The organism is Enterococcus sp. XAF26B05_ASV22, from assembly GCF_056727285.1.
Map to the genome: position 1 here is coordinate 1,393,990 of NZ_CM161538.1, position 19,189 is coordinate 1,413,178.

At 35.8% G+C, this 19,189-nt stretch carries 13 protein-coding genes and 2 pseudogenes; 10 read left to right on the plus strand and 5 right to left on the minus strand.

The genetic code is table 11. From position 1 onward, the window contains the following. Nucleotides 1–4: 4 nt before the first annotated feature. From AC1PU0_RS06910 to AC1PU0_RS06955, 10 genes and pseudogenes are all read left to right on the plus strand, one after another. On the plus strand, nt 5–3,760 hold the full coding sequence (locus tag AC1PU0_RS06910; protein WP_479998788.1) for an amino acid adenylation domain-containing protein: 3,756 nt from the start codon (nt 5–7) through the stop codon (nt 3,758–3,760). A gap of 10 nt (nt 3,761–3,770) precedes the next feature. Continuing rightward, the gene (locus AC1PU0_RS06915) at nt 3,771–4,988 is read left to right on the plus strand and encodes a phosphopantetheine-binding protein (protein WP_479998789.1); all 1,218 of its coding nucleotides are present in this window, start codon (nt 3,771–3,773) and stop codon (nt 4,986–4,988) included. A gap of 20 nt (nt 4,989–5,008) precedes the next feature. Then, the gene (locus AC1PU0_RS06920) at nt 5,009–5,854 is read left to right on the plus strand and encodes a carbon-nitrogen hydrolase family protein (protein ID WP_206850371.1); all 846 of its coding nucleotides are present in this window, start codon (nt 5,009–5,011) and stop codon (nt 5,852–5,854) included. Then, nucleotides 5,847–6,602, plus strand: coding sequence for a thioesterase II family protein (locus AC1PU0_RS06925; protein WP_479998790.1), 756 nt, complete (start codon nt 5,847–5,849; stop codon nt 6,600–6,602). The genes AC1PU0_RS06920 and AC1PU0_RS06925 overlap by 8 nt, the downstream gene beginning before the upstream one ends. A 452-nt stretch (nt 6,603–7,054) precedes the next feature. After that, entirely contained in the window at nt 7,055–7,411 is a 357-nt protein-coding gene (tnpB, locus tag AC1PU0_RS06930) for an IS66 family insertion sequence element accessory protein TnpB (RefSeq protein WP_206850374.1), read from the plus strand. A gap of 93 nt (nt 7,412–7,504) precedes the next feature. Beyond that, the gene (locus AC1PU0_RS06935) at nt 7,505–8,104 is read left to right on the plus strand and encodes an IS66 family transposase (RefSeq protein WP_206850375.1); all 600 of its coding nucleotides are present in this window, start codon (nt 7,505–7,507) and stop codon (nt 8,102–8,104) included. Next, nucleotides 8,101–8,328, plus strand: a complete 228-nt coding sequence (locus AC1PU0_RS06940) for an IS66 family transposase (RefSeq protein ID WP_277989350.1) — start codon at nt 8,101–8,103, stop codon at nt 8,326–8,328. Before AC1PU0_RS06935 ends, AC1PU0_RS06940 begins: the two co-directional genes overlap by 4 nt. A 32-nt stretch (nt 8,329–8,360) precedes the next feature. After that, a pseudogene (locus AC1PU0_RS06945) lies at nt 8,361–8,758 on the plus strand (IS66 family transposase); the annotation flags it as partial. A gap of 66 nt (nt 8,759–8,824) precedes the next feature. Next, complete coding sequence (locus AC1PU0_RS06950) at nt 8,825–8,995, plus strand: transposase domain-containing protein (RefSeq protein WP_340689592.1); 171 nt, start codon at nt 8,825–8,827, stop codon at nt 8,993–8,995. Between the two features lie 179 nt (nt 8,996–9,174). After that, nucleotides 9,175–9,333, plus strand: coding sequence for a hypothetical protein (locus AC1PU0_RS06955; RefSeq protein WP_242596634.1), 159 nt, complete (start codon nt 9,175–9,177; stop codon nt 9,331–9,333). 370 nt (nt 9,334–9,703) lie between these two features. Here AC1PU0_RS06955 and AC1PU0_RS06960 read toward each other — a convergent pair whose 3' ends face one another. The 5 genes and pseudogenes from AC1PU0_RS06960 to AC1PU0_RS06980 form a co-directional block, all read right to left on the minus strand. Beyond that, on the minus strand, nt 9,704–10,186 hold the full coding sequence (locus AC1PU0_RS06960; RefSeq protein ID WP_479998791.1) for a hypothetical protein: 483 nt from the start codon (nt 10,184–10,186) through the stop codon (nt 9,704–9,706). 587 nt (nt 10,187–10,773) lie between these two features. Further along, nucleotides 10,774–13,524: pseudogene (locus AC1PU0_RS06965) on the minus strand (SNF2-related protein); the annotation flags it as partial. A gap of 553 nt (nt 13,525–14,077) precedes the next feature. Further along, the gene (locus AC1PU0_RS06970; RefSeq protein WP_242596637.1) at nt 14,078–17,158 is read right to left on the minus strand and encodes a hypothetical protein; all 3,081 of its coding nucleotides are present in this window, start codon (nt 17,156–17,158) and stop codon (nt 14,078–14,080) included. Nucleotides 17,159–17,164: 6 nt separating this feature from the next. Further along, the gene (locus tag AC1PU0_RS06975) at nt 17,165–17,386 is read right to left on the minus strand and encodes a transposon-transfer assisting family protein (RefSeq protein ID WP_206850381.1); all 222 of its coding nucleotides are present in this window, start codon (nt 17,384–17,386) and stop codon (nt 17,165–17,167) included. Between the two features lie 2 nt (nt 17,387–17,388). Next, nucleotides 17,389–19,188, minus strand: coding sequence for an ArdC-like ssDNA-binding domain-containing protein (locus AC1PU0_RS06980; protein ID WP_206850382.1), 1,800 nt, complete (start codon nt 19,186–19,188; stop codon nt 17,389–17,391). Between the last annotated feature and the right edge of the window lies 1 nt (nt 19,189).

Genomic DNA, 19,189 nt, shown 5'->3' on the forward strand with positions numbered 1-19,189 from the left:
ATAAATGCAAAATCAAGAGTTGACAATAGGCCAAAAAAAATTGATTTCATTAAAAATGCCTACTGAAAGAAATTACTGGGAACAAAAATTAGAAGGTGCAATTCCTTCAAAGTTTTTTCCAGATTCAAAAAATATTTCATATGAAAAAATAGTAGAGAAAAAACAAAGTATAGATCTTGGTCTTTTGAAAAAATTATATGATTTCTCGAAAAACCACAGCATTAACTTATCCGAAATCTTTTCAACAGCTGTTCTTCATTTTCTCTATATTAGCAACAATTATATTGACGATGATTTTACCATTCAATATTCTGAGTGTGGAAGTGTTGATTGCTTTAACTTTCCATTACGATCTTCAATTGGAAGTTCTAATAATTACCTTACGTCCCTAATCAGTATAAAAAATTCTATTTCTGAGGGTAAAAAATATGCTGATTATCCAACTGAGCTCATACTTGAAAAGCTACCGTTACAGATCAGAATAATTTCGGAAAAGACAACCAATGAAACAATATTGAATGATAACTATTTGTATTTTATTTTTACTAAGACTGAATTTAACCAATGGATATTAAATATAGCAGGTAATGGTAAATCATATTCAATAGAAACCTTAAACATGATTAGCGAGAGAATAATCCTCTTATTAGAGACCTATGTTACCAATTGCGAAAAAAGTATTGAAGCAATTGATGTTTTTACTAACCATGATACAAATATATACAAAGAACTTAATAATACTAAAAAAACTTATTCAAATGATAAAACTCTCGTGGATCTATTAGAAAGCACATTCAAAAAATTTGAGTATAATGATTGTGTTTTTAGTGATGACGATAACCTAACCTACAAGGATTTAGAGTTTAAAGCTAAAAAAGTTGCAAGTTTTCTCAATGAAAAAGAAACAAGAAAATCAGAAATTGTAGGAGTATTTTGCGAGCGATCCACTAATTTTTTGGTAGCCGTTTTTGGTATTATCCTTTCAGGACGTGCGTATCTTCCTTTAGATATTAATGCTCCAGTAGATAGAAATAAAACTATTTTACACCAAGCAAATTGTAATTCAGTAATTACAACAAGTGATTTATTTATTGATGGTTATAAAGATGCAATCACAACTTACTCGCTTGAAGACATCCGTAAAACTAGTTTTCACTACACTAAACCAAACATAACACAAGATAATTTAGCATACATCATTTTTACCTCAGGGTCTACGGGAACACCGAAAGGTGTTCAAATCAAACACCAGAGTGTTATAAATCGAATCCAATGGATGCAAAATGAATTTAAATTAGAAAACACTGATGTGATTCTTCATAAAACACCATCAACATTTGACGTTTCGGTTTGGGAAATCTTTTGGTGGGCTTTAACAGGAACAAAAGTTGCAGTTCTACAAAAAAATGAACAAGGTAATCCTTCTGAGATAATTCGGTCAATTGAAAAGTTTGGTGTAACAACAATGCACTTTGTTCCATCAATGCTTAGTGTATTCATAGATTATATAAAAAGTTCAAAATCAAAAAAAAATATACATTCTTTACGGAGAGTCTTTTGCAGTGGTGAGGCCTTAACACCTAATCATGTGACTAAATTTTATGAAGAATTACCTGGAGTAGAGTTAGTCAACTTATATGGTCCAACAGAAGCTACTGTTGATGTGACCTGGCATAAAACCTCCGTGGTAGATAATCCAGTTCCTATCGGTAAACCGATAGATAACACAAACATTTTTATTTTGGATAATAAAAGAAGATTAAATCCAGTTGGAATGGTTGGAGAATTAGCTATTGGTGGTGTAGGGGTTGGTCTTGGTTATATCAATGACCAAGAGAAAACTGAAAAAAGCTTTGTAGATATTCCAGAATTGGAAAGTAAAAAAATCTATCTAACGGGAGATTTAGCTAGAGTTCGTGCTGATGGGCTCATAGAGTACTTTGGGCGAAATGATCGCCAAGTTAAAGTGAGGGGATTCAGAATTGAACTTGGAGAAATTGAATCAGCACTAACAAAAATCCAAGGTGTTAATGATGCGCTTGTATTATCAAACGCAGAATCAGATAATACGATACATTTATTTGCATTTGTGATTAGTAATAGTAGTTCTGCAAATTTTACCTTTTTAAAAAAAGAGTTAGAGAAATCTTTGCCAAAATATATGATTCCCGAAAAAATTATTCTTCTAGAATCATTTCCGCTAACTTCGAATGGGAAAATTGATAGACAGACTCTTCTAAAGATAAAAAATGAAAGAGTTTCAGAAGAAAAAATTTATCCTAATACTAACGAAGAAGTCACATTATGCAAGATTTGGGAAGAAGTCCTTGGAATTTCAAATATTGGTATCAATGAAAACTTTTTTGCATTGGGTGGTAATTCTATAAACTTTGTATCTGCTGTTGCGCTTGCTCAAGAAAAGAATTTGTATTTTACTTTCCAAGATCTATTTAAGAACCCAACAGTTGAATCATTAACAAAAAATGTAAATTTAAAAAAAGAGAATATAGTAAATTTAAAAGAGAATATATCTTCTTTTGAACTGATTTCAAAAGAAGATAGAATGAAAGTGCCTGAGTATATTGAAGATGCTTACCCAATGTCAATGCTACAATCTGGGCTAGTATATCAAAGTAATATTATGGAGGGAGAAAACAATTATCACGATATTGTAACATACACAATTCAGGGAAATATTGATATCCCTACTTTCACCGAAGCCGTTAAACAATTAGTTATTAGTCAACCAATTTTTCGAACAAGTTATGACTTGAAAAATTACTCTCAATACATGCAACTTGTTCATGAAAAAATTGAAAAATTACCTCTTAATATTTATGATTTAAGAGATTTATCAAGTAAGCAAGAAAAAAATGTAGTTTACGAAGAATGGTTCACTACTGAACAACATAGAACTTTTGAATGGGCAAAACCAGGACTAGTTCAATTTCATATTCATATATTATCCGATTCTGAATACAAGTACAGTATCAGCCAACATAATTCAGCGTTGGATGGTTGGAGTATGAACCAGGTTCACTCTTTCTTATTTACTACCTATTTTTCGCTACTCTCAAAAACTGCTGAGAAGAAAACTTTGGAGAGTAATAATCATAATAGAAATTTCATTAGCCTTGAACAAAGTGCTATCCAATCAAAAGAGTTTCAAGACTTTTGGAAGAATTTCTTAGACGAGGTACCCAGTGGTGACATTCCAAGAAGACTTGAAGAAGATACTACAAAAGGAAATGAAGTTATTTTCAGAGATATTGTTTTACCAGATAAACTGTCAGACCAAATAATCAGTTTGGCTAACCAATTATCAGTACCTGTAAAAGATATCCTTCTTGCTTCACATGTCAAATTCTTATCCTTGTTGACCAAAGCTAATGATACATTTTTAGGGTATGAAATCGGTGGTAGGCCTGAAATGGTCGGTTCAGAAACAGCACTGGGTGTTTTCTTAAATACAATGCCTTTTCGGGTTAAAATTGATGAAAATGCAAGTTGGAAGGAATTTATACTTAGTGTATATGAAACAGAAGCAACTGTTTTACCCTATAGAAGATATCCTATGGCAAAAATTAAACAAGATTTATCAAATCGTGACATTCTTTTTGAAACTGTCTTTAATTTCACACATTTTTATTCATTAAAAGAAATTCGTGATCTTCCAGGTTTTGATACCATAGACGTGCGGGCAAGCTGCGATTACAGAATTTCCTTTGAGAGTAGAATATTCAAGACATTTTTATACTGATGCAATCGAGTTGAGTCTGCATTACCATACTTCTAAATTCAGTGAGCTTGATATTTCTTTTTTTGGCGAGATTTTCATTAGTATTTTAAAAAACATGGTGGAGAACACTTATCAACAACAAGAATTATCAATAGACAAGGTCAGATTGAATGAGTATTCTATCTATCCTATGAGAAAAATTGCAAAAGATATTAAAATCAAGAACAACTATGTTGACGATGAAACTATTCGAATTTCAATACAAAAAGTAAAAAAAATATGGTCTTCTTTATTAAAAATAGCTGAAGACGATCTGAATCTTGAGGATGATTTCTTTTTAATTGGAGGCAACTCTTTGTCAGCTATGAAAATGGCTCTTTTATTGGAAGATGAAGTAACTTTAAAACAGATCATGCAGAAATCAACACTCTTAGAGCTCGCAGAAGAAATAGCTAGTAATCAAAATAGATGTGAATCGACTGAAGTGTTGACTACATTAAGTAAAAATATTGAATCAAGTAAAAATATTATTTTTATTCCCTATGCAGGTGGAAACTCTGTCAATTTTATTCCTATTGCTAAAGAGATAGAGAAAAATAGTGAAGATGTTGCAATATTTGCTGCCGAACTTCCTGCTCATGCCCCAAATTCCGTTAATAGCCAGTTAGTAAATTTTGAACAAACCACTAAACTTATTGTAGACGAAATTTGCAACACAATGAAAAACAAGGACATATATATTTGGGGACATTGTGTTGGTAGTGCATTAGCTTTTGAAGTAGTCAGAGAACTAGAAAAACTGGATATCTATCCTAAACAACTATTTTTAGCTGCAAAAAATATGATTAGTAAAGATGATTGTCAATTGAGAATTTCAAATGCAACAAGTTTAGTATTCTCAGATATAGCAGATTTATACTCTGAGTGGAGCGGAGAAGACTCGTTGTCAAACTTGGGATCAAACTATGAAGGAAATCTTGTTGAAATTTTTAAGCATGATTCAATACAATCAAATACTTTTTTAAGAAATTTATGGGATAATAATGAAGTAAAATTACAATCACCTACTTCAATAATAATTGCTAAAGATGACACAATAACCGAAGGATATAAAGATTTATGGAAAAATTGGGCAATGTGGATTGAAAATATTAATTTATTCGAAATTGAATCAGGTGGACATTATTTCTTAAGAAGTAATTCAATTGAAGTTGGAAAATACTTGGACACTATATTCAAGAGTGTTTAATAAATGGAAGGGGTTTTGATATGATGCTTAGTTTTCCCAAAAAAAATATTAATATTGCAATAGCACAAACAACTTCAAAGGATGGAGATATAGAGGGTAATGTTAAACAAGCTATATCATTAATTAATGAAGCAGGCAAAAATAAAGTCGATTTAATAGTATTCCCTGAAAAATATCTAACTGGTTATGTTCCCGATATTATTGAAAAAGATACAAATAAATACACTATTATACCAAATGATCAAAGATTGGCTAATCTACGTGCAATATGTAAATTGAACAAAATATGTGCAGTAATTGGGACACCCATGAAAAGAGATAACAAACTATACATTTCTTCAGTAATAATAGATCGAAACGGAGTAGAGGTTTCTTATTATGATAAGTCCCAATTGTTCAAAAGCGAAAAGAAACTTTTTACGACAAATAATAAGCAAACTATAATTGAAGTTAATGAATGGAGAATAGGAATGGCAATTTGCTATGATGCTGGTTTTGCTGAACATTCACGATTCTTAGCACAAAATGGTTCTCATATTTACCTAAATAGTTCATTGTTCAGCAAAGGTATGGGAAATCAGGAACTTGATATATGGCTTCCTGCTAGATCCTTGGACAATACTATATACTCAATTGTAGCTAATCATGTTGGCAAGACAGGTATTTGGGATACTTGTGGTCAAAGTGGAGTTTGGAGTCCGTTAGGAACCAAAATATTAAAAGGCGAAACTGATAAAGCGGGGCTATTGTCTATCAAATTGTCTCCGGATGTTTTAGAAGAAGCAAGAAAAAAAGAATCCATGCTTTTAGATTCGCCTATGTTTACGAATTCTGATAGCACCTTAGAGGTTATAAAGATTGATTGAGATTACAGCTGAAGAAAAAAAATGGTTAAAATCTTTCAGCAAAGAAAATTTTTCTAAGAAAATATTGGTAATTCTACCTCATGCAGGGGGAAATGCGAACTATTATAGAGAATTAGTTCAATATCTGGACAGTGATACTGAATGTTTCATAATTCAGTATCCTGGAAGGCAAGAAAGATTATTTGATAGTATGATTACTTCAATTGATGATTATGCTGATATAATTTCACAAATTTTAAATTCGTATCAAAATAGGCAGATAATTATTTTTGGCCATAGTATGGGAGCACTAATTTCATATAATATGATAGTTAGAAATCGAAATCTATTACCTTCAGTATGTAGAATTATTGTCTCCTGCCATACCCCACCAAAAAGGATCGAATTAGATTACAAAATTGATAACAAAGAGGAAGTCATTGATTATTTGAGAAATCTTGGGGGAGTTGATTCATCTATATTAGAAAATGATACTATGATGGATATTATTATTCCTTCTGTTCAGAATGATCTATTAGCAGTGAAGAAATTCACAATGAATAAATTTATTAGATTAGATATTCCTATTACTGCTATTCTAGCAACAGAGGATTTCGGTATATCAGAAGAAGATATTTTGAAATGGAATTACCTAACTAAGAAATCATTCACTTTAAAAAAATTTAAAGGAAACCATTTTTATATGGAGAACCAGTGGGAAAAACTTGCTAATTTTTTATCAAACCAATTTCTAATAAAACAAGATTAGAATTTTTAATGAGTGTGGGACAACGCCTATGAGGCGCTCTCACCAAACAGAATGAAAACGAAAGTGATCGACCTACAGGCTATTTCCTGTCATACTAGAGATGACAGAAGTGGCTTGTATGTCGATCACTTATTGAGGTTCTTCTCCAAGTAACCTTGAGGGACAAACTAGATCATTCGTAAGCGTCAAATAGAAATACGGCTATTGTGAACCAGCCGTCTATCATATACTGTAACTATCAACTATATGAAAGGCGGTTTTAAATGGATATTGTACCAGTACACTTAACACAAGGCACCAAACCTAGCCAACCAAGCCCACAAACAGCTCAGACTCATCCTCAAAAGAATTCTTTAGTTTGTCGTGTTCGACTCGAAAAAAATCGTGATGTTCAATTCTTTCAAGGGGCAGACCCAAAGTTAATTCAAGCAGTGCTAAGGGGGCTAACTTAAATGGTAGTCGATTTTTCAAAAGTAGATCACACCTATCTCGTTTGTGGTTTTACCGATTTACGTAAAGGAATTGATAGCTTGGCCAGTCTTGTTCACTCTCACTACCAGCTCGATTTGTATGACAATGCCGTGTTTCTATTTTGTGGCCGTCGAACGGATCGGTTTAAGGCCTTGCATTTTGATGGGGAAGGCTTTTGGCTTCTCTACAAGCGATATGATGGTGGGAAACTGAAATGGCCTCGTTCTAGAGATGAGGTCACTGAGCTTTCTCCTAAGCAGCTCAGTTGGCTATTTGACGGATTTTCAGTTGATCAACAGCCAGGGATTTTGCCAACAAAGGCTCGAACTTTACTATAAAAAAACAGCTCAAAACGGTCATTTTATCACGTTTGGGCTGTTTTGTCGTGTATGAAAATGGTATAATAAAAACAAGATAATCCGTGAAGAGAGGTGAGACCAATAACCGAACTAGAAAAACACTTAATCAAGGTAAACAAGCAAATAGTCACCCAATTAGAAACGGCTCTTAACCAAAATCAAGAGCTGATTGAGGATGTTAAACGATTAAATGAAGCGATTCGCATATTGACACAACGGGCATTTGGTTCCTCCTCTGAACAAACACCAAGTGATCAACTTTCATTGTTTGAAGAAGACTCGGAGTCTTTTAATGAGGGAGAGCCCACTCCCTTAGAACAAACCGTAGAAGAAACTATTACGTATAAACGAAAGAAACCAAGAGGACGTAAAGCCGAACTGACCAAAGACCTGCCGACAGAGTATCATATCTGCGACCTCTCTGAGGGCGAGCGAACTTGCGACTGTTGCCAACACGGTTTAACAGCTATTGGTAAGCGAGACGTTCGAACGGAAGTGGAATTTGTCCCTGCCCACATGGTCAAACATGTCTATCAAGAAATGGCCTTCATTGTAAACATCATGGTGAGCGAGCCCACATTAAACGAGGGACTTGCCCTCGCCCTGTCATTGCCAATAGTTTGGCTAGCCCAAGTATCTTGGCCTGGTTATGTCATCAGAAAAATGAAATGAGTCTGCCTTTCTATCGTCAAGAAAAAGAGTGGGAAAAATATGGCTTAAAAGCGTCTTGCCAAACACTAACGAATTGGTATATGGCTGGGGCACTCGATTGGTTAGCTCCTATTTGCGAGGCATTGAAAAAGTGGTTCCTCAAAGAAGAGATCGCTCATGCAGATGAGACCTTTGGTCAAATCCTTCAGCGCTCGGATGGTAAACCAGCTACCAGTCAAGCCTGACGCGAGCTAAAAGCGTTCCTGAGACATTCTTAATAGATTATTCAGGTTACCTTCATTGTGACGGCTATGCGGTCTATGAAACCTTAACAGACATCACGCCAGCCTTTTGTTTAGCTCACGTTCGTCGGAAATTTCACGAGATTGCGACCCATTCCGCCTACGCTAAGTCCTGCTTATCCTTGTGTAACGAAGCTTTTAAAATGGAAAGAGAGCTTCAACGTTATGAGCCTGAGAAACGATTAGAAAAAAGACACACCTTTCTTCGGCCAGTCTATGAGGAGTTATGGGATCGCTTGACGTCATTGTCTCCCTTAATTAAGAGGGCCTTTAAACCAGCTGTCACCTATGCCTTAAAAGGAAAGAAGGCTTGATGCAGGTATTTGAGGATGGTCGTCTAGAAGTGAGTAATAATCGAGCCGAAAGGGCGATTCACCCCCTCTTAGTTGGCAGGAAGAACGCCTATTTTTCGACGAGCGAAAGAGGCGCTGAGGCGACAGTGATTGTTTACAGTCTGGTTGAAACGGCGAAAGCCAATGGGTTAGATGCCTATGAGTACTTGAAGTACCTCTTTGAGCGTCTCCCCAAATTACCTATCCATCAACAACCGGAATTAGTTGAGGCGTTACTGCCATGGCATCCCCAGGTTCAGTCTGCCCTAATTAAATAGGCCTAATCATGATTCTTACCATAAGAATACCTTGATTAGGTCTATTTGTCATACCGTCATTCTATTTGACGCTTACATTTGTACCAATCATTAGGTCTTAGAACCTGCATATAAAAATAAATCGTTTCTATAAGTAGAATAGCCTCTTCTGTACTTTTTTTCAAGGTGGAGTTTTGAAAATGGAAGATCTACTTCGTTCTTCTTGTTGTGCTGGATTAGACATCCATCAAAAAGTAATTGTTGCTTGTATTATTCGTTATGTTGAAGGAAAAAAACACCCAGAAAAATTCTTTGGCAGTTTTGAGACGACCACTCGTGGTCTTTCCATACTTATCTGATTGGTTGACTCGATTAGGCGTTGCTCCTACAAGTTTTGTTTCACCAGAACCCATTTAAGAGTTGAGGGATTTAACCCGCTACCACAAGCATTTGGTTGAAGACTTGAATCGAGAAAAAAATCATGGGCACATGGTGTTACAGAATGCTGGTATCAAATTGACTTCAGTCATTAAAGATATCTATGGAAAATACGGTAGAGCCTTACTCCATGCTTTAATTGAAAACAAGACAATCACAGTGTCACTCATTCTCGACTGTGTTTATACAACCTTACGCAGAAAAGTTCTTCAATTGATGGAATCTCTAGAAGGATTCATGCCCCCTCATTATTGTAAAATATTAGCTCTTCATCTGACTCAAATTGAATGCTTAGAAAAACAACTTGGAGAAGTCGAAGAAACCATCAACGACTATCTCGTTCCTATATGAAGAATGCGTAGAACGTTTAGAGGAAATTCCGGGAATCAATCGAAGAACGGAAGCTGCTGTACTCGTAGAAGTAGCGATGATTGTGTTTGATTTTAAATAAGTGAGAATTAACTCGATATGTTCTTTTGAGTCTGATTCCGCAAAAACTTTATTTTCTGAGTCTAAAAGGTAATAATTATAGTTTGAATTTTTTTGAATTGAAAAATTTTCATAACTGTTTGAAGAGTTAGCTATTGGCTGGTACAGAACAAAATTGTTATCAACAATATCTTGTTTCTGTATTAGAAGGCTATTATCAAGGGATTGCATCTCATAGAGTGCTTTACCATTTTCTATTTCAGCGTAGTCCACGAGAAATAAATAGGACTCATCGTTAATATGAACAAGGTCACCTTTCTTAAATACTAATTGATCTTTTTTCATGAACCTCTCCTTTATAAAATACTTAAGTCGGTAGTTGGTGTTTGTTTTGTTAGAGTAGCGGGGCGTTTGTCGGTATTTAATTGATTAATGATCGACATTGGTTTTGTTTTTGCACTCATCGTTACATCTTCAAGTGATGCTTGTTCGTCTGCTTCTGTTATTTCCAAATTTAGAAGGGATTCAATTTCAATCAGACGTGTGTTTTTTTCTTCAAATAGGTCTTCTTGAGCGAAAGGACGAGCGACTTCTTTTTTTGCATGTGTGACTTGTTGGTTGATGCTCTCTAATTTTGTCTCGCTCTCTGTTAGATACCGTTCGACGTTTGCAAAAGTGTTTTCAATTCTTGATATATTCCGAGTAGGGTCAGTCCCTAATTCAATGGTATAGGTATTATTTTTTGTGAATTTTAGATGATGCTGGTAGCGAAATGAGTCAAAGACAACGTGAATATCAAACCCTCGGTAGGTCCCCACTCTGACTGGCTGATCTGATGTCACTTTTGACGCCGCTTTTTTCAACGCTTCACCGGCATTAATTTTTTCAGGAAACTGTACCCCATGTATCTCTAAAGAAAAGGGGACATCTTTTTGTGTTTGTAGGTAACTGATATCGAGTTTGTAATTTTCAATCATCTTTTTTGTCTGCTCAATTTGACGTGGGTAATCTTTCATTAATTTGTCCTCTAATCGGTGTTTTTGATTTTGATGGTCTGACTTCAGTAATCTGAGTTTTGCGACTTCAACATCTAAGTCCATTTTCTCTTTAATTAGTGGATTTCCTGCGCATAGCGCTTTTATTTCAGCGTAGTTGAGTGTTGCTTCATCTATGTCTTCAAAGCTTCTCACAGGCGATTTAGAGGTCATGATTTGACTGATGAATTTTTGTTTATTTTCAATGGTTTGGTAGAGATAAGCATCGAAAGTTGCTTCTGTTACATATCGATAGATAAAGACTTCTTTATTCTTATTCCCTTGGCGGACGATCCGACCTGCACGTTGCTCCAGATCGCTTGGTCGCCATGGACAATCAAGGTCATGTAAAACTAGGAGACGGTCTTGTACATTTGTACCAGCCCCCATTTTGGCAGTAGAGCCTAATAGGATTCTGATTTTTCCTTTACGGACTTTAGCGAACAATTCCTTTTTCTTGATGTCTGTTTTCGCATCATGAATAAAGGCGATTTCATGTGCTGGTATGCCACGAGCAATGAGTTTGTTTTTGACATCGTCATATATATTGAATTCGTCATTATAATGTGGTGTGGACATATCAGAAAAGACAAGTTGGGTTAGTCGTTCCTTTTTAGTATCTGTCCATACTTGAGCAATTGTGTTAATGGCTGTATTGACTTTACTGTTTGGGTCGTCTGGTAAAAGAGGATTAATGAGTCGTTGATCTAGCCCAATTTTTTTGCCATCACTGGTGATTTTCAACATGTTATCGTCTCTAGGGTCTACACCGCCTCTTTGGATGTCAGATGCACGAACGGACAGGCTTGCAACCATTTCTTTTTGGATGTCACTTGGCTTAGTGACAATCGTTTCGTAGTGAGCTATTGGGGTTGGCAAGTCTAGCATATCAGCTGTTTGGATATCTGCTACTTCTTTGAACATGCTCATGAGTTCTGGCAGATTAAAAAATTTAGAAAAACGAGTTCTAGCTCGGTAACCAGTTCCTTCGGGAGCCAGCTCAATGGCTGTAATTGTCTCGCCAAAAGTAGAAGCCCAAGCATCGAAATGCTGTAACCCTTTTTCTTGTAGCATTGAGCTTTGTAAGTAGCGCATCATTGTATAAAGTTCGCTCATTGAATTCGAAACAGGCGTCCCAGTGGCAAAAACAATCCCTTTTCCTTTTGTCATTTCATCCATATATTGGCATTTTAAATACAAATCGGAAGACTTTTGCGCATCTGTTTGGGGAATACCTGCTACATTGCGCATTTTTGTATAGAGAAATAAATTTTTATAGTTGTGTGCTTCGTCAACAAATAATTTATCTATCCCCAATTCCTCAAATGTTACCACATTATCTTTAGCGTTACTGTGTAGTTTGTCTAGGCGTGCTTCCAATGATTTCCTTGTTTTTTCTAGTTGTTTAATGGTAAAGCGTTCGCCTTGATTATTTTTTAATTCTTGAATACCGTCAGTAATCTGATCGATTTGATTGTGTATCATTCTTTCTTGGCGTTCAATTGAGACAGGAATCTTTTCGAATTGGCTGTGACCAATAATAACAGCATCATAATCACCTGTCGCAATCCTACTACAGAATTTTTTTCGATTAGCTTTTTCAAAATCTTTTTTTGTTGTGACAAGCACATTTGCAGAAGGATAGAGTGTTAGGAAGTCAGTTGCCCATTGCTCGATCAAGTGATTAGGAACGACAAAAAGACTTTTGTTAGATAAGCCTAGTCGCTTACTTTCCATTGCAGCTGCGACCATTGCAAACGTTTTACCTGCACCAACGACGTGAGCTAACAGACTATTGTTACCATATAAATCTCGTGCAACAGCATTTGTTTGATGGGCACGTAAAGTGATTTCTGGGTTCATATTTGGAAAGGTAAGGTGGCTTCCATCGTATTCGCGTGCTCTTGTACTATTAAAAAGTACATTGTATTTCTGTACGAGGTATTGCCTTCTTTCTGGTTTCTCAAATATCCAATCTTTGAACTTTAGTTTGAGTGCTTCTTGTTTTTGTTGTGCTAAGGTCGTTTCTTTTTTGTTAAGGACGCGTATTTTCTTGTCGCCATCCATAACGGTATCATAAATGCGCATATCTCGTAGATTTAACGTATCTTCAAGTATTTTGTAAGCATTCGCTCTTGTCGTTCCATAGGTAACGGTTGTCAGTACATTATCAGTATCCATATTTTTATTTTTGATATGCCATTGAGCGGTGTAAGATAAGAAATTGACCTCTAAGTGGCGAGTGGCGATAGTGGAAGGTTCGAATAATTCAATCATAAAATCTTTGATATAGTCTTTATCGATCCAAGTAGAGCCTAATCGTACTTCAATTTCTGAAGCAGTTAATTCTTTAGGTTGAGCCAATTCTAGAGACTCGATATTTTGTTTCAAGTCCTCTTTGTATTGTGGGTAGAGCGTCACAAGATTTTTTACCAATTCAAGTTTTTCTCGAACGTTACCAGATAAGTAGTCATCTGCGGTTACAAAATGAAACTCGTCAAGAGTAAAGGTATCACTAGTAGTAAATTCAGCTTGTAGCTCTCCAAAGTCTCGAAAGATCACACCCTTTAAGTCGGAAATGATTTTTTCTTCAGTGAAACCTGTTAACTCTGTCATATATGCCATATCAACACAAGCACGCTCGCCCATAGATAAGGCTAATGCTTCATTAGATGTCTCGACAGCAGTTAAAGGTTGGTGGTAGTTAATGGTTCGCTTATAGAACATGTCGGCTTTACGCTCGAATTTCCCATGCTCATCTATAATCTCTAACGAGCACAAGAGATAGTAAGAAGAATCATCTGAAAAAGCCATTTTATTTCCTCGACTGTTAATTAATCCATGTTCTTTTGTGAAATTGTCATATAAATTAGTCAGATTTTCTTGGTGTTTCTTTATAATGTCATCATGTTGCTCAGACATTTGACTCTGAATGAGTTCTTGGACACAGTTTCTTAATTGGATTAATCCTTTTACTCTTTTTTTAGCGGTTTCTGACAAAGTAGAAGCGTGATACATACGAGAGTTTTCTCTAAAATAGAGGTCATTATCAACTAAGGTATAAGAATAATTTTTGACATTAGAGTCTGCTGGAATAGACGCCATGTTTTCTTCAATCTCGGCAATATCATCAAGAGAAAAGGTATATTGTCCTTGAATAATCTGTGAGACTTTAGCGAGCTGATCTTTCAAGTCGGCATGGTCATGTTCCCAAAGTCATTGAGTCAGAAACTCTTTGGTAATTGTCTTGTAAATAAGTGGTCATATCATCAGAAGGAGCTAATTCTTGGGACATTGCATACAAGTGATTTTTTTGAGAGTCAGAAAATAATAGGTCTGATACAAGAATTTCTGATAAATCACCATTGATAGCTATTTTTGAAGGTGCAGGAAGATAGGTATTATCTTGTATCATGATAGCAATGTGCTGTTGAACTTTTGGCCAAGATAATTGTGTGACAATAGGCTCAGAATTTAGCGGTGCTTTAATGACTTCGAGCCCCTCTTCTGATGCCACAATGTTTCCAGGCGTATTGTCTGGAAATATGATAGCTTGCTTGGTCGTACCATGAAGTTCTTTCAGAAATGTAGCTGTTTCTTTTCGACGGCCATTTTGCTTAAACTGTTCAGTGATTAAAGAGAAATCTTGTGGGATACCTGTACCTTTTAACAAACAAAACGCAATATCTTGTTGTGAGATTGAAAGTGGGGTCAACTCCTCTATGATACTTTCGGGTTCAATCAGTTCAGGTGTTTCTTCAAATAATGAGAGTTGCTCAGTATCAGATCCAGTTGCTAGTGTGTCTGTTTTATTTTCTAAGTTTCTAACTTGATTTCGTTGAGGGAAGAGAGAAAACTCATTTTTTTGGTAAGCAAGTACATTTTGATAGGCTTGAAGAGACCACTCGTAACGGTAGTCTTGCTCATCAAGAAGTTCTGCCATACTTTTCAACAGGTTATCAAATGCTGGGGCGTCTGTTAGGATGTTTTCAATTTCTTTTTTGATTTCCTTGTTTTCTTGTATTGTGTAAAAAGGAAACGGTTTGGCTTCGTAATAATCAAAAAAATAGTAAATGGTACTAATGATTTTGTCCTTTTCATAGTTTGCCAAATTAGCCATTTCCTTTTCGGTCATGTAGTTGTTTGTATGAATCAGTTTTTCAAGGCGTGACGCAACCTCTTTCCAAGGTAAATGAATTTTGATATCAGCACCATCTGGGTCTCTGCGAACATAGGTAATGCCTTTGGCATTGTGATCTTCCGAAGTATTATCAGCATTGAACGCAAACGATCTACCACCTATACCATATTCATTTTTTAGAAATGCAATTGTTTCTTTTTTTGAATGGTTATGAAGGAAATGAGAAAAGATGCGATATTTTCCATCAGAAACGCTACTGCCACGTGCCAAATCAGTATTAATTTCATCTTCCGTAATGAACCGTCTAATCGTTTTAACTGAGGAAATAGAAGGAGATTCCTGCTGATGTGTTTGCTCCATTTCATTTGGAAAAAGGAAGGTGTGGTTATCTAATAAAATAGCAATTCTTCGCTCTAATTGATTCCACGTAATTAACGAATGATTGGTTGCATTAAGAACTGTCTTCCCTTGGGCTAACTGAATGCCTTCCTCAGAAAACCAAATAGAAATTTTTTTCTTCCCTAAATAAACGCCCTTGCCACCCACTTTGTAATGTTCTTTTAAGAACTCAATATTTTCTTCCTTGGATAATTTTTTAGCATAATGTGTGGCAATCGTTAGTCTACTATCCTTTTGATTGCTACCATCTTTGATAATCCGATCAATTAGTGCCATGCCATAAAGGTTTCCGCCAAAATCAACATGAATCATGTCTTGTAGGGGATTGGCTTTGTCAAAGATATGTTTGAATTGTGCGACTGTCTCAGCCCATGACAGAAATTCTTTTTGAGATGTGTGGGTATAAACACTGCCATTCCAAAATTCGACACCATCTTGATTTGCTGAATAACTGCCATAATCATTTCTAGTTTCATCAATATAGGTACTAGAGTTTGTATTGTCAAAGTGCTGTTTAATATAAGCTATTTGGGTGTCTAAATCAGTGTTTTCTTCAAAAAAAAGAACCATTTTTTCGAATGGTTCTTTAAAGAATGGTGAAAAATATAGAATTCTTTCAATGTCTGTGTGTGACATTCTTGGAAGAGAGTGATCGTCGGAAGTGTTTAACTGTAGATCAGATTCTTTAAAATAGTCTCCTCTATCTGTCTCATCATCTGATTCATTTGTTGATAGTTGAGATAAGGGGACTTCTGAATCATTTGATCGAGTTGTGTTTGTGCTGACTGGTTGATCTCGATTAGATGAGTGTTCAACTGGTTGCTCAAAATCAGCGTATTGTAGAGAATCGGATGATGCTGTTTGAGGTAATTCTTCCGCAGAAGCGCGTATTTCCCTAGCGGTACTATCATTTGGTTTAGTTGTAGTGTCAGATTCGGCAGAAGATAGTCCTTGTGAGTGTTGTAAGTGAGTTCGATCATTTAAAGTAGTCCTTTCGTTTATGTTGAATTTTTCGGCTGTCTTAATTGAGCGTTCAATTGGTCGCAACAGTTCTTCTGATAGTTCACTTGTCGCGGTTCCAACAGCAGACATAGCCCCTAACGTATTGAAATAAGAAATCAAATTAAAGTTCTTTTCAAACGAATCGTCTGCTATACCTAAACGGCATAAAACAGTGTAGTTTACACTAGCAGAGACTAATTCATTGAAGTGATTTTGTACGGTCTTTTCATCTAAAACATCAAATAGACTGCCATGGATTGACTGTAAAATGTCTTGTTTATTTTCTTCAAAGTAGTCAGAGGTTAATGCAGTTGAAATAGTAAAAAGCATCGAATCAATGGATGATTCGTGCTCTTCATACTCCGTCGCTAACATGCTAGAAACGATTGTTTCATGCTCTGGTTTATATGACCAGATTTTTGGTTGATTTTTAATGTTGAAGTTATTGGTGTCAGCCACATCAAAGACATATTTTAGTTGATTGTTGCTGTTAGAATTGTCTAATAGAGCAATGCCTTTAGAACCACGATTTATCCAGCGGTTTAATTTATTCCATGTTTCCATAGATGCGACAGCTGTGGCATCTGGTCTCTGTGAATAGATTAAGAGTTGGTCGTAGAACGGATACTTGTAAAGGAAAGCGGCACTCTTTAAAAAGGTTGTCCAACTAGTGTTATCTTGAGTCATTCTTTCAGTTGTTTGGTTGATAAATTCTGTCAGTTCTTGTGTTTTGTTTGCCACGTTTATCTACTCCTCCTCGTAGTAGTCATCTGCAAAATCAAATGAAATTTCTTTGTAGTCAGAAAAAGAAAGGGGGGCTAATTTATCTAAAATGCGATGAGTAATTTCTTTTAATTCATGATCGTAAATATAAGGTAAGCTATTTTGAATATCTTGAATGAGCTGTTCTTTAGATTCGGTGTTGTAAATGCACATCAAATTCATTTCTTCAACTGTAAAATCCATCATGGCTACATCTCCCTTTGGTTTGTTTGCGTATGTGCTTTTTCATTTTCTTTTGGTTCGGGTAATTTTTTTTTACCGTCAGAAATTTGTTGGAGAATCGACGGTTTGCTTTTACTGACACTGACGGCTTCTTTTGACTTCTGTTCATTTTTAAGGGCTTTACCTAAGTCGTAGAGACTGATTGTTTCTCCAGCTTTTACCTTTTCTTCAAAGTCCGCAACCGTTGGACTGCTTTCATCTAATGGTGGTGTTGCTTTATTTTCTTCTACAGTTACTAACTCTTTAAATTCTTGTGTATTTGCCCATTCCTTTTTATCAATCCCGAAGATACCTGTATGATTTTCTAGTTCTTGTCGATCTAAGGCGATGGCTTCGGTGTTATCTGGATAGAGTAAATAAACTGATTCGCCTTTATCAAAGAGTTCTAAGGCTCGATTTTCTTTAAGTGGTAAGACGTCGATATCGGTATAACCGTAGCTATTTCTATCTTCAATACTGACAGAGTTATCAGGGAACACTTCTTGTCGTTGATTAGGTGTTGAAACAGTTTCAACGGAAGGTGTTTCTTTTGGAGGCAAGCCTCCGTACGGTTCCAAAGACTTCACCAAGGCTGTTTCTATTGGGAAATCTGGATTATCATAGTCCCATCTATTGTCATCATTTAAATGATCCCTAAATTCTTTGTTTACATTCTCTTGAATCATATTGATGAATGGGCCAATCTCTCCTTGTTCAAGCCTTGCCACAATCCATTGAACATGCTCATTTTCATTTGTTACGTTTGACCAGTAGCTCACAAAATTACTACTTTCCATGTAATCATTTAGTTGCCAAGCTGTTTGTTCAATAGGGGATAAGCTATCTAATTCGGGTCTTACATTTTCTTGAATGAGTCCTTTTTCATTCGCTAACTCAATCAGATTTTTATCAACCGTTGTGATGATGTCGCCAGATGTTTCTTTGATGACTGCTAATGAGGCTTTCAACTCACTCATCTGTCTATCTTTACTCCATTCAGCAATATAGCCCAGACTGTTATCTGAGCTGTCAATGTTGTAGTAGTGACTGACTGCAAATGCCACGCTTTCTGCTTCGATTTCTTCAATTGGACGTGTTCGTTCTTGTTTATCCTCATTTTGAATAGAGACAGTTTTATCGTGCAATTTGGCATGAGTCATTTCATGAACGATCGCCACAATTGTTTGAGATTGACTCATGCCTTCTCGAATAGCGATCCGTTCGCCAAAGAGGCAATAACCGTCAATGTCAGTTGTCATCTTCTCAAATTCAATGGGCAAAGGGGAAGCCTGTTGTAGGGCTTCTAGCAACACATCATAGTTTTCAACATTACCAGTTAACTCATTAACAAGTGAAGGGATTGGTCGTCCAATAGTTTGCGAGACATCAAAAATATAGGCTACTTTGAATTTTGGAATCGTAATTTCAACTTCTTCAGTCACTGCTTTGCCATAAGCATCAAGAACTGGTTTTTGTGTTTTAGGGTCAATCTTATCCATTTCTTCTTTGATAGTATACGGAGCAGGCGCCATAATTTTAATGGCTTTCGATCCTCGTACTACCTGTCTTTTAAAGTTTTTAGACCATGCATTGTAACCGGCCACTAAAGTATCATTAGGATTTTGGAGAGCAATTAAAATAGTGTTATTCACACTGTATTTGTGAAAGGTGCCCATTGTTTTAAGGTAAGTTTTATAGTGTTCTGATTCGTATAATTTTTCCAATCCAGATGTTAGTTGTTCTGAAATTTCATCTAGTTTTGATATTTTTTTCTCCTTCTCAGCCATT